13 protein-coding genes are annotated in these 12,250 nt (G+C 63.2%); 6 read left to right on the top strand and 7 right to left on the bottom strand.

The window, feature by feature from the left end; all coding sequences use genetic code 11:
• Window positions 1-320: cytochrome P450 (locus tag VGG53_RS21925; RefSeq protein WP_331520222.1), on the top strand; the 320-nt coding region annotated here is incomplete at its 5' end.
• Window positions 320-937: an isochorismatase family protein gene (locus VGG53_RS21920; RefSeq protein WP_331520221.1), complete on the top strand. Its 618-nt coding sequence runs from the start codon at window positions 320-322 to the stop codon at window positions 935-937. The genes VGG53_RS21925 and VGG53_RS21920, both read left to right, overlap by 1 nt.
• Here VGG53_RS21920 and VGG53_RS21915 read toward each other — a convergent pair.
• A complete protein-coding gene (locus VGG53_RS21915; RefSeq protein WP_331520220.1) occupies window positions 921-1,529 on the bottom strand; it encodes a TetR/AcrR family transcriptional regulator in 609 nt (202 codons plus the stop codon). The genes VGG53_RS21920 and VGG53_RS21915 overlap by 17 nt on opposite strands.
• Complete coding sequence (locus VGG53_RS21910) at window positions 1,519-2,532, bottom strand: Rieske 2Fe-2S domain-containing protein (protein WP_331520219.1); 1,014 nt, start codon at window positions 2,530-2,532, stop codon at window positions 1,519-1,521. The genes VGG53_RS21915 and VGG53_RS21910 overlap by 11 nt, the downstream gene beginning before the upstream one ends.
• Before the next feature lie 180 nt (window positions 2,533-2,712).
• On the opposite strand from VGG53_RS21910, the gene VGG53_RS21905 reads away from it, so the two are divergent.
• From VGG53_RS21905 to VGG53_RS21890, 4 genes are all read left to right on the top strand, one after another.
• Window positions 2,713-3,708, top strand: coding sequence for an LLM class flavin-dependent oxidoreductase (locus tag VGG53_RS21905; protein WP_331520218.1), 996 nt, complete (start codon window positions 2,713-2,715; stop codon window positions 3,706-3,708).
• 76 nt (window positions 3,709-3,784) lie between these two features.
• Window positions 3,785-4,567, top strand: coding sequence for a FadR/GntR family transcriptional regulator (locus VGG53_RS21900; RefSeq protein ID WP_331520217.1), 783 nt, complete (start codon window positions 3,785-3,787; stop codon window positions 4,565-4,567).
• A 37-nt stretch (window positions 4,568-4,604) separates the two neighbouring features.
• On the top strand, window positions 4,605-5,834 hold the full coding sequence (locus VGG53_RS21895) for a CoA transferase (RefSeq protein WP_331520216.1): 1,230 nt from the start codon (window positions 4,605-4,607) through the stop codon (window positions 5,832-5,834).
• Between the two features lie 156 nt (window positions 5,835-5,990).
• The gene (locus tag VGG53_RS21890; RefSeq protein ID WP_331520215.1) at window positions 5,991-6,470 is read left to right on the top strand and encodes a MarR family winged helix-turn-helix transcriptional regulator; all 480 of its coding nucleotides are present in this window, start codon (window positions 5,991-5,993) and stop codon (window positions 6,468-6,470) included.
• A gap of 585 nt (window positions 6,471-7,055) precedes the next feature.
• Here VGG53_RS21890 and VGG53_RS21885 read toward each other — a convergent pair.
• The 5 genes from VGG53_RS21885 to VGG53_RS21865 all read right to left on the bottom strand — a co-directional run.
• On the bottom strand, window positions 7,056-7,712 hold the full coding sequence (locus VGG53_RS21885; protein ID WP_331520214.1) for a hypothetical protein: 657 nt from the start codon (window positions 7,710-7,712) through the stop codon (window positions 7,056-7,058).
• Window positions 7,713-7,774: 62 nt separating this feature from the next.
• Window positions 7,775-8,443 (bottom strand): Mce protein, encoded by a 669-nt coding sequence (locus tag VGG53_RS21880; protein WP_331520213.1) that lies wholly within the window; start codon window positions 8,441-8,443, stop codon window positions 7,775-7,777.
• A complete protein-coding gene (locus tag VGG53_RS21875; RefSeq protein WP_331520223.1) occupies window positions 8,407-9,879 on the bottom strand; it encodes an MlaD family protein in 1,473 nt (490 codons plus the stop codon). Before VGG53_RS21875 ends, VGG53_RS21880 begins: the two co-directional genes overlap by 37 nt.
• A gap of 1 nt (window position 9,880) precedes the next feature.
• A complete protein-coding gene (locus tag VGG53_RS21870; RefSeq protein WP_331520212.1) occupies window positions 9,881-11,038 on the bottom strand; it encodes a virulence factor Mce family protein in 1,158 nt (385 codons plus the stop codon).
• The coding region (locus VGG53_RS21865; RefSeq protein ID WP_331520211.1) for an MCE family protein at window positions 11,038-12,250 on the bottom strand (1,213 nt) is incomplete at its 5' end. The genes VGG53_RS21865 and VGG53_RS21870, both read right to left, overlap by 1 nt.

Genomic DNA, 12,250 nt, shown 5'->3' with positions numbered 1-12,250 from the left:
CCGAGGTCACCATCGGGGACGTCACACTGCCCGCTGACACCATGGTCCGGTTGTGTGTCGCCGCGATCAATCGTGACGACAGCGACGAGATCTCCACCAATGACGTGGTGATGGATGGAAAGGTGCACCGGCACTGGGGCTTCGGCGGCGGGCCGCACCGTTGCCTGGGGTCGCACCTGGCCCGTCTCGAGTTGAGGTTGATCGTGGACGAATGGCTGCGGCGCATTCCGGAGTTTTCGGTGAAAGTGGGTGAGGAACCGCGGATCGTGTTCCCCGCGAGCACCTTTTCCCTCGAGCGCGTTCCTCTGAAACTGGGCTGATGGCTCCGACACCATGGGATCCCGGCACCACAGCCGTTGTATGTGTGGAATGCCAGAACGGCGTACTGGGCCCGGAATCCGTCTTGCCCGCCTTGGCCGCCGACAGCTCCGAACTCGTCTCCAACGTGGCCCGGCTTCTCGATTCCGCCCGCCAGTTCGGCGCACGAGTAGTGCACGCGACCTACGAAGGCAACCTCGGCGGGCGACCGACCGGGACGGCGCGCATCTGGCGGGCATTGGGTCCGGCAACCGCGCACTGGGCTCCCGGAAACGCCTCTACCGCAGTGCTTCCCAAACTGCTGGCGCCCACCGATGTGGTGTTACCGCGCCACCACGGCCTGTTCCCGACGCTCGACTCCGAATTGCTGCCTGTGCTCAAGGGCTTCGGCGTGCGCACCATCGTCCTGGCCGGCGTTTCGCTGAACTTGGCGATCACCCACACTGCCGGACATGTCACGCAGGCCGGTTTCGACCTCGTCGTGCCGCGCGACGCCGTCGGCGGAACTCCTCAGGCATATGCACAACAAGTGCTGGACAACACTATTGCCGTGCTGGGTCGGCTGGCCACGGTCGATCAGCTGGTCGGCGAATGGACGCCGGTCAGGTCTGACCGTTAACTGTTCGCCACAGTAGCTCGGTGGCCGCCACGAGCACCGCTTGGCGCGTCGTCGAAGGGATTTCGTTGTGGCGAACCATCAGCCACGAACGCTCGAGCATCGCCATAACCACCAGCCCGGTTGCCACCGGGTCGAGGTCGGGCGGTGTCGCCGCTAGCTTTGCGATGCCCTCACCGAGTGCGGCGGCGGTGCGGCGGTGTGAGCGGGTGACCGCGGCGCGAAATTTGCGATCGGGAGGCATGTCCTCTGTCGAGCGAATGACGAACGCGCCGTTGCGGTCCAGGTACTCGAAGTACCTGGCCACCCAGCCCTCGATGTCCGCCCTGTTGGGCGGGCTACCCTGCTCCATGAAACCTTCGACGACTGCCAGCGCTTCGCGGTAGGTGTCGGTGCCGAGCTCGATGAAGAGCTGGGTCTTGTCGGAGAAGTAATAGTAGAAGTTCGCCCGGGTGACCGGGGCGAGGTCGGTGATGTCCCTGATGGTGACACCCGAGAAACCCTTGCGCGCGAACGCAGTCCGGGCAGCATCGAGAATTGACTCGCGGGTGCGGTCGGACTTCCGCGTTGTCCGGGACGGGCTGTCAGACGCCATGCATGACCGGTTCGGCTGCGGCCCGTGGTTGGGGATAGAACCCGCTCGCCCACCGGCGCAGTGCGCGAAAACCCGCGCCCTCCGAGGTCGCCAGGCCCGGCCGGTCGAGATACTTCTGGTGCTCCCAGATTCTGATGTCGTCCGGAAGCGCGAGTTTCGCAGCGGCCAGCCGCGTCTCGAAATCATCGGGGCGTGCTGCTTCTTCCTCGCTGATCCAGTAGCCGGCGAAGATGTCGGATCTGGTGTCGTCCACCGGTGTCGCGCAGATCGAGATGACCCGGATTCCGTCGCGGACGTGTTCACCGTTGTAGCTGACACCTACGCCTGACCAGTAGATCTCGATGGTGTTCATTGTGTCGCCGTCGCGGTCAAGACCGTCGCTCCACTTCCGGCCGAAGCCGACCTTGGCCGCCCAGGTCGAGCTGTCGGTACTTTCGCGCAACACCACGGGACTGATCGGGGTGTGGTGGACGAACTGGAAGTGGTGCGGGTCGACAGCGTTCTCGGCGATCACCTGGGGGTGCACCTTCACCCGCTCGTGTCGTGTCCGACACTCGGCGCCAAACGGGTGGAACTGCCGCGAGCGAACGTGATCGCCGAGCACCGCGAAAGCATCCGGCGCCTCCCACAGCGGCTCCCGGCCGGCGCTGTCATGCCAGATCAGGATGGAATCATTGAGCTCGGTGACCGGGTAGGACCGTACTCGTCGGGCCTTGTTGGGCCGATCCTGGTACGGAATGCGGACGTTGCGGCCGACTCCGTTCCACACCCAGCCGTGAAATGGGCACTGGATGCCGTCCTCGACTACGCAGCCCCCATGAGCCAAGCTCGCGCCAAGATGCTGGCAGTGCGCGTCCAGCACCTTCACCGCCCCGTCCAGTTGCCGGAAGGCGACCAAATCCCGGCCGAAGTAGTGCATCGGGACGACGTCTGCGACGGCGAGATCGGCACTCCAGGCGACCTGAAACCATCCGGTGGGCAGCATGCTGGGCAAGGTTTGCATTATCGGAACGCCCCTTCCACGTACGGCACCCGGCAGCACCAACACGTCGAGGCTACTAAATTTTTGACACATTTGTCTAAAAAGAATGTTTACCGACACGATGGTCCATCGCCTCGGTCGAGACGTATAGTCACATGTATTACTAGGTTAGTGATGTAACACCTACGGATGTGAGGACAGATGGACTGGGGTCTGCCATGGCCGGGGCCCGCGCTGGCAACGCAGGCCGAGACTGCCGGAGCGCAGGCATTTTGCGCCGGTGAGTTCGCCGACTTGAACGCCTACATAACAGCGACGGAGATGGCCCTCGGTACCTCGCGCGCAAAGATCGGCCCGGGGATTGCCTATGCGTTCGCCCGGTCCCCGTTCGTGCATGCCGCAGCGGTCCGACATCTATCCACACTCGCCCCGGGCAGGGTCTTTCTGGGACTTGGGTCGGGAACGTCACGGATGAACAAGGACTGGTTCGGTGTCGACGCCGCCCACCCCGCGCCCCGGATGGCCGAGTTGATCGAGGTGATCAGGGCGTTCCTGCACGCCGAGAACGGCGAGCGCATTCGTTACGACGGACGGTTTTACTCGATCGACGCCGACATCCGTGCACCAGTGCTCGGCCGATTGGACGTACCCATCCTGATCGGGGCCTTCAACGAGATCATGCTGCGCACGGTGGGTCGCACCGCCGATGGCGTGCTGGGGCACGGCTTGTTCACGGATCGGTGGTGGACCGAAGTCGTAGAGCCCGAACTGGCGCGCGGCGCCGAATCAAGCGGACGCGACCCGGCCGAGCTACGACGTTGGGGTTGGCTGATCACCGCGATCGACAACGACGACCCGGCCCGGGCAGTCCGAGACGCCCGGCTACAGGTCGCCTTCTACTTCACCGTGAAGACCTACGACTCACTCGTAGAACTGCACGGCTGGACAGACGAGGTCGCCCAGATCCGTTCGGCCTTCCGGAGCGGCCAACCGGAAACGATCGCCGACCACGTCACCGACGATATGCTGTGGTCGATTGCGATCTGCGGGGACGACACACAGGCGCGCGAAATGCTGGCGACTCGCAAACGACTGCCCGACATGGCGTTTGCAGCACCGCCAAGCTTCCTGGTCGGACGCCGACGCCGCGCCGGCTATGGTGCAGCCGCAACGCGCGTTCTGTCCCAGGTGCGCTGAGGCAGACCGCGGATCGCCCGGATCGGCGTCTTACATGGTGTACTGAGTAGTACATGTCGAGTTTCAGGAGGTCACGATGACCAAACGGGAACCTCTCGCGCCGATGACCGTTTCAGAGAAAAACGGTGCGGTGCGGTCGCCCAAGACGGCCGAGATCGTGGCGGACACATTACGGCGGATGATCGTCGAGGGCCGGCTAAAAGACGGTGACTTCCTCCCCTACGAAGCCGAACTGATGGATCACTTCCAGGTCAGCCGGCCATCGCTGCGAGAAGCGGTGCGAGTCTTGGAGTCCGATCGCCTCGTGGAGGTGCGGCGCGGCTCACGCACCGGTGCCCGGGTTCGCGTCCCGGGCCCCGAAATCGTCGCGCGGCCGGCGGGCTTCCTGCTCGCCCTGGCGGGCACCACCCTCGCCGACGTGATGACCGCACGGATGGGTATCGAACCGTACGCGGCTCGATTACTCGCAGAGAACGGCACCGCAGCGGCCCACCGCGAGTTGCGCGACCTCATCGATGAGATCCCCGCTGCGTGGGAGACAGGCAAGTTGGGCGCAGCCTCGACTACCTTGCACCGCCGACTGGTGGAGCTGTCGGGCAACGCGACGTTGACCGTGATCGCCGGCATGCTGCACGAGGTCTTCGAAAAGCACATGACCGCAGCATTTCTCAGCGTTCAGAACGTCGTGCCCAAGGCGCAGTACACCAAACTGATGCGGTCGTATACACGGCTCGCCGACCTGGTGGCCGCTCGCGAAGGCACTGAGGCCGAGGCGCATTGGCGGCGTCACATGGAGAACGCCAGCCCGGCGCTGCTCAAAGGCTATGAGAAGACGAAGGTTCAAGACATCATGCATTGAGTGGGCATCGCGCCCAATCCCACTTTAAGGACATCTGATGCGTAAGCCGCTCAACGGAGTTCGCGTTCTGGAGGTCGCACAGTTCACCTTCGTTCCATCGGCAGGCGCGGTGCTCGCCGACTGGGGCGCCGACGTGGTGAAGATCGAGCATCCTGTCACCGGCGATGCCCAGCGCGGGTTGGTCAAGGTGTTGGGCGCCGCGGCGACGGTTCCCGGGTCGTCGTTCGCGCCGATCATGGAGGCGCCCAACCGCGGAAAGCGCAGTGTCGGGCTGGCACTCGACAACTCCGAAGCGCGTCCGCTGCTCGACGAACTGATCCGGCGAAGCGACGTGTTCCTGACGAACTACCTGCCGTCCTCGCGCCAGAAGCTGTCCATCGACGTCGACGATGTCCGCCGCGTCAACCCCGACATTATTTATGTCGTTGGCAACGGCTTCGGCTCCAACGGGTCTGACCGCGATGCCGGGGCCTACGACGCGACGGCGTTCTGGGCCCGCGGCGGCAGCGCGGACGGCCTCACATCGCCCGATGCCGAACACAGCGCGTTCATGCCCGCCGGGGCTTACGGGGACAACATCGGCGGCATCACCATTGCCGGAGGTGTGGCGGCAGCACTCTATGGCCGGCAGGCCACCGGGGAACCGTCGGTGCTCGACGTCTCGCTCCTGTCGGTCGGCGCCTGGGCTACTCAGTTCAGCGTGAACATGGCGATGCTGATGGGCGGCCCGCTGCCGAAGGTGGAACGCCGAACCCAGGCTCCGGGCAACCCTCTCACCGGCGCCTATCGGACTTCCGACGGCAGGTTCGTCCAGTTGTCGATGCTGCAGCCGACGCGCTACTGGCCGGAGTTCTGCCGGCTGATGGGTCTGCACGATGTCGCCGAAGATCCGCGGTTCACAACGATCGAGGCGATGGCCGAGCACAGCGAAACCGCTCAACACATCGTCGAGGAAGCGATCGGCAACGTGACTTTCGCCCAGTGCCAAGCCTCATTACGCAAGGGCAGAGGACAATGGGCCCCGGTACAGGACGCGTGGGAAATCGCCAATGACGAAGCCCTGACCGCCAACGGTCGCATCGCCGAAATCGTTGATGCCGAAGGTCATCCGCAGAAATTGGTGGCCAATCCGGTGAAGTTCGACGATGACGCGGCAAGCCTGGCAAGAGCCCCGCAGTTCGCGGAGCACACCGACGGGGTGCTGCGCGAACTAGGCATCGACGACGACCGCCTCATCGAGCTCAAGGTCGCAGGCGCAATCACCTGACAGCGGCTACTTCATGCTGGACGACGTATGACCTGTCGCCGCTTCTAGAGACATCAAACTATATAACGGATAGTATTCCCGCATGTCAGGATTAGGATCGCCCGCCAGACGAGGTCTGCGGAAGTAATGGCATTACAAACCGCAGTCTCGGCGCCGATGAGCCCCACGCGCAGTCAGCAAACTACCCAAGCTGCCGAGCGGGCCACCGCGCGCGCGGCAGAGTTGTACAAGGTCTTATCCGAGGTGTTCCAGGTGTTGGGCCGTCGCGATCCGGGCGACATCCTGGCCGGAGACCTCACGCTGGCGCAATTGTCGATCCTGATGGCCCTGCAGGAGTGCGGACCTATGCGGATGACTGCGTTGGCAGCCCATCAGCGGGTCCGTACCCCAACGGTGACGGTGGCGATCCGTCGACTGCAGAAATTGGGACTTGTCGACCGGTCGCGCGATCCCAATGATCTGCGGGCGGTCGTGGTCGGGATCACGGCGCACGGCCACGCGATGCGGTGCAATGCCCTGGCGACACGGCACACGCAGCTTGCAGCAATGCTGACGGCGTTGAGTCCAGAGGATCGGGTAAGCCTCAACGAAGCATTGTCGCCACTAGAGCGCCTTGCGGGCCAGAGCAACATCTAGGCGGAGACATGCGAAACGTCTTCCCCCAGCAGCGAGTCAGTTCCGCTTTGCGAATTGCATTGGTGGCGAACGCCGATCAGTGGAGGTTGAGATAGATGTTCTGGTGCCTATCGAATCAATCAAGGATGATCCCGAGCTCGCTGATGGCGTTATGGGCCGGTCTGCTGATGGCATTTGTCGAAGCCGCCTACCCCGCGGGCGTCTCACAAGCGTCACCATCGGACGATGACGGAACCGGACAGTGTTCCTTCATCCTCACGCAGCCGAAAGTCGTTGAAGTTTCTGGATTAAGCCTGGTATCAGCAACTCTGCGCCCAGGACCGTGCACGATCCATGCACAACCGAATGTGTCGACGGTATGTCTGTCGGTAGCCGGCGGAGGCTCGCAGGGAGAATGCGCATCGGTGAATGGTCAGAACCCGGCGGAGGTGCGTTATCCCTATCAGCCCGGCGCGACGTACATCGTGAGAGGCCAAGGATGCGCAAGCACCTTCGTGCCGCCATATACGCTTTGCCAGGATTTCGGTCCGACGCAAATCACCATGTGACGCTCACGCGCAAAATGTCTGCGTCGGCCATACCGCTCTAGACGGGATCGAACCCCGAGATCAGCCACCGGCCACTGGTTCTGTCCATCGTCACCCGGACGATGGACGACGTATCGGTGGGCGCGTCGTTGCCAACGATCACAGTCTGGTCCACGAACAGCAGGGTCACCGCGTGTTTTGGAGTCGCCGAAATCGAAGCGGCGGCAGGAACAGTGGCAACCGCCGAGATATGCTGCTTCTTTGCGCCGGGGATCACTACGTCCTGGATCAGCTGTGTGTAGGAGTCTTTGAAGCCGCCGGTCAGCCGGTCTTGGGCGGCCCTCAGATCCTTGTCGACGGTGTCGGGCTGGTAGGACAGCAACGCAACAGTCGAATCTTTGGCGGCTGCAACGGATTCGATGCCGGCGGCCCTGGACCCGCGGACCCACGCGTCTCGCCACTTCAAGAAACCTGCGGCCGCTGCTATCACCAACGCCAGAACCGGCAACACCCCGAAGGCCAACACGTGTGACCACTTGATTCGGCGCCAGCGAGCCGGCGGCTTGACATCGTCGGCGCTCTCGGTGTGAGTGTCGTCGGAGGATTCGTCGTCCTCCGATTCCACTACGCGTTCGATGTCTTCGGGATGATCGGTTGTCTCCGTGTAGACCTCGGCCGGTTCGTGGCCGGTCACGGTTTCGGTTTCAACACGCACGGGGATGTCACCCTCTCTGATTGATTGGCTCGCTACGCGACGGTTGCCTAACTGCCGCTTCCTCATTGCACGAACGCGACGTTCGAGACCTTTGCGTCGTCGCCCACCTTTTTCACCGACATTCGCATTCGCCAATGCCGTGGCTCCGCCTCGGGCTCACCGACATTCGAGGTGACGACGGACACGGCCACCAGCACTTGGGCCTCGCTGCCTGACTGCGACTCGAGGCCCGCTTCGGTGACTGTTCCCACTGATTTCGACTGCGCCTTTTTGAGCACCTCGATGAAAGGTTTCGAGCGCTTGGCGAAGTCGTCGTAAAAGGAGCCGGTCGCCGAGTCCAAAATGCGTCGCACGTCGGAGTCAGCGTGCTGCCAGTCGATCGTAGTGAGGTTCAGCGCGCCCTGGCGCCCTACCCGAATCAACAACTCGTTCTGCTGTTGCGCCTGAAGTGCCTGATGTTGCCGGTACGCCAGCCAGCCGGCCACCGAGGTTGCCGCAAGGATCGCAATCACGCCCACGACGATCGCCAACCGTACCGGTGACGTCGTCCTGCCCCGAGCGGCAACCTCTTTGGGATCTTCGTCAACATCGGCGTCAACCGCGTCGTCGTAGTCCTCGGCGTCGTCAAGATCGACTTCCGGCGCCAGAGAGCTCATCTTCTCGGGGGTGCCTGACTCAGGCTGGTCCGGCTTGGTCACTTCTTCGGCGGAGGCATCAACATGTTCTGCCATGACTTCTCCTTTGCGGCACCTGGGGTCAGCTCGGCTCGTGAGTAAACGTGGCCGTCGGGCCCGACGTACATGCCGGTGCCTGGATCGTATTCAAAGGCCGCTATCGGTGGCGGCGGCGGACCGGGCGGCAGCGGAGGTGGAACCTGGCCCGGCGGCTCCTCCCCCGGCCTGTACTGCGGGACACCTTGCCCCGTGTATGTCGCGTTCGGATCACCCTTCCAGTTCCACCCGTCGTTCAGTGGAACGTAGGCTTGGTCGCTTTCGCACATCTTGACGGTCGGGGCGCGCTTGCCCGGGCGAGTCTCACACGGATAGTTGCGCGCCCCACGGACATTGAGTATCGAGTCTTGCGGTAACCGGCAGTAAAAGTCGCCCTTCGGTGGTTCGGGGTAGTCCTCGAAGCTGGCGGCCCGCTGCTGCTGGGTCGGCAGAAATCCGGTGGTACATGCCGGGGGCCAGCCGAGGTTCAGGTTGAAGCTCAGGTAGGCACCAAGGTAATCCTGCTTGGTGTTCCGGTTGGCCACCCCGACCGCTTGGATGTCGGCTGCGCCCTGCGGCAGCTCGACCAGGAGGGCTTCCAGGTTGTCCCGGTAGGTGACCCCCACCTGGCCGACACTGACGACGTTGGCCAGCACGATCGGCAACGTGGGGTTGAGTCGGTCGATCAGCTGTCGGGCCTGGTCGGCCGCTGGGCCGCCCTTCTGCAGTACGCCGGCCAAGGCGGAGTCGTTGTTCTGTAGCTGCGACGTGATGGTCGCCAGGTGGGCGGCCCAAGCCTGCACCGAATTCGACGACGCGATTTGGCTGTCGAGCACCGGCTTCGACTGGTCGATCAAGACAGTGAGCGCATCCAGGTTCTTGCGAGCGTCGATCGCCAGATTGCTCGTCCCTTTCACCAGCCTGGAGAGTTCTGGGCCGAGCCCGCCGAAAGCGACATATCCCTCGTCGACCACCGTCTTCAGGTTGTCACGTGGGATCGCGGACAGGCCGCGGTTGGCCGCAGCCAGCAGGGAGTTGATGTCCGGCGGGACGTACGTGCGGTCCAGCGGGATCACGTCGCCGTCTTTCAGCGATGGCCCTTTTGCAGAGCGTGGCAGCAACTCGACGTACTGCTCGCCCACCGCCGAGACACTGTGCACCTGGGCATCGAGGTTGGCGGGAACGTGGACGTCCGAATCCATCTGCAGCTCTGCCTCGGCGCCGGTCTCGGTAAGGCGCACGGCCTGCACCCGTCCGATCTCGACTCCCCTGTACGTGACGTTTCCGCCTGGGTACAGGCCGCCCGCCTGGGGCAACTTCACCGTGATCGAGTACCGGTCTATTCCGAAAAAGACGGTCGGAACCTGCATGTAAGCGAAGAACATGATGGTGCCGGCGATCAAGCTGACCGCTGCGAAAACCACCAATTGAGTTTTCGTCCGCTTCGACAACACAATGTCACCGCCCCTGGTCGAAGTGGTAAGGGACGACCAACGGGTTGCCGGGGTTGTACTGGCTGCCGTTCATGCACGGACTGGGCATCTGGCCGATGGTGCGCCCCCACTGCAGCTCCAGCTCGGTCAGATTGCACTCGAATCGGGTGCCGGTGAAAAATCCCGAGTCGAGCCGGCTCAGCGTGAGGTCGAGGACCGCGGTCAAGTTCGCATAGTCGCCGCGGTTCCATTTGCTGAGCGTGTCCTTCGGGAACGGGAAGGTTCCGAAGAATCCGAGCGAGCGGGTCAACGCCGGCCCGGCATCGGCCAATGACTGAACGACCGGACCGAGATCCCTGAGCTCCTTGACCAGGTTTGACTTGATCCTGTTCACCGAGTCGGCGGCAAGCGCCCCGAATTTGCTCAGCTCGCCGAGCGCGTCGGCAAGGTTTTTCCGCTCGTCCTTGAGCACGGTCAACGCGCGAGGCAGCGTCTTGAGCGCCTTGTCGATGACCGGCTTCTGGTCGGCGAGTTGCCCTACCAAGTTGTTGAGGCTTTCGGTTGCGGCGATGATGTCGCCTTTTTGGTCGTCGAGGTAGCTGACGAACTTATCGAGTTGTCCCAGAAGGCTTCTCAGATCCTGCTCGCGACCAGAGAAACCGGTGCTCAACGCCTTGATGATGTCCTGGATCTGGCCCAGGCCGCCGCCGTTGACCAGCAACGACACTGCCGCCAGCGTCCGTTCGGTGGACGGGTAAGCACCGGCGGATGCCAACGGGATCAGTGATCCACGTTTGAGCTTGCCCTCTGGTGACGTCCCCCCGGGTGGCGCCAGTTCCACATGCACCGAGCCGAGCAGGCTGGTCTGACCCAGTGTGGCCGTTGCATTGGCGGGCAGGTCGACGTCCCCGTTGATCGTCATGGTGACTAGGGCATGCCAGCCCTGAAGTTCGATCTTGGTCACCGTGCCGACAGTGACGTCGTTGACTCGGACGCGGGAATTCTGTTCGAGGTTTTGAACATCGGGCATCTGCGCTTGGACGATGTATGAACCCTTGCCGCCGCCCTGGGTGCCCGGCAATTTGAACGAGTTCGCGCCGTGGAAACCGCACCCGGACAGCGCGGCTGCGACCAGCAGCGCCAAAAGCCCTGCGGCGACGCGAATGCGGTGTGGCCGGGGCATCAATGTCCACCTCCGGGTGGCGTCATCATCCCGCGCAGGCCGTCGGATGGGTTAGTCGGAACCGGTTGCGCGCCAGGCGATTCCGCCGCCAGCGGCTGGGCGCCATTTGCCGGGGGCGGTGGGTTGCCTGGGGCGGACGCAGGCGGAGGGGGAACGTAGTCCGGTCGCAACCAGTCCTCGCTGTAGGTGAGTTCGTTGGGACGGGCTGCGGTTCCGACGAAAAGATTCTCGCCCAGCGGCGGGAAGTTGTACTGGCGGTTTTTGAAGATCGGCGCCAGATACTGCACGCACAGCTTCGCTGATTCCTTGGCGCCCAGACGGGCAGCGGCCTGCACTGCCGCACAGAGGAACTGAACCGGGTTGGAAAATTGGTTGACCGCCAGCGCACCGCTCAGCGTGGCTTGGGCGGGCTGGTAGATGTTCAGGAAGTTCTGAAAGGCCGTCGGCGCGACGTGCAGTAGCTGTTTGACGTCGTCCAGGCTGTCGTTCACTGCCTGCGTCACCGACGCCAGTTTGTCCGACGTGGTGCCCAGCGACTCTTGGTTGTCGGCCACAAAGTTTTGGACATCACCGACCACGTCGTTGAGATTGCGAACCGCGTTTCCGACCTCGTTGGGGTCGTCGGCGAGGAGGTTCGTCACCGCGGCCAGATTCTGGTTGAGATGTTGCAGCAAATCGCCGCTGTCGTGCAATGCGGAGACGAGGATCGACAGGTTTTTCAGCGTGCTGAACAGGTCGCCACTGTGATCGCCCAAAGCGGAAATCGCTTGCGACAGCTTGATGATCGTATCCCGGATACCTGGGCCCTGGCCGCGCAAGTTGTCGGCCGCGGTGTCGACGAATGCGCCCAGTGTGCTGATTCCGCCTGGTTTGGTGGGCTGCAGGACCTGCGTCAGCTTCTCGAGCTGCTGACGGAAGTCGTCCCACTCCACCGGGACCGCGGTGCGTTCCTGTGGGATCACCGCGTCGGACTGCAACACCGGCCCACCCGTGTAGGCCGGCGTCAACTGGATGGATCGAGGCGTTACCAGTGACGGCGACAGGACCACAGCTTTCGCGTCAGCAGGCGCTTTGTATTTGTCGTTGTACCAGAAGGTGATCTTGACCCGGTCGGGCTCTGGTTCGATCTTTTCCACCTTGCCGACGGGCACGCCGAGAATCACGACGTCGTCCCCGTTGTAGATGCCGGTGCTGTTGGCGAAGTAGCCGACG

It is taken from the genome of Mycobacterium sp. (assembly GCF_036490025.1).
GTDB lineage: Bacteria > Actinomycetota > Actinomycetes > Mycobacteriales > Mycobacteriaceae > Mycobacterium.
This window is presented reverse-complemented; position numbering and strand designations above follow the sequence as displayed.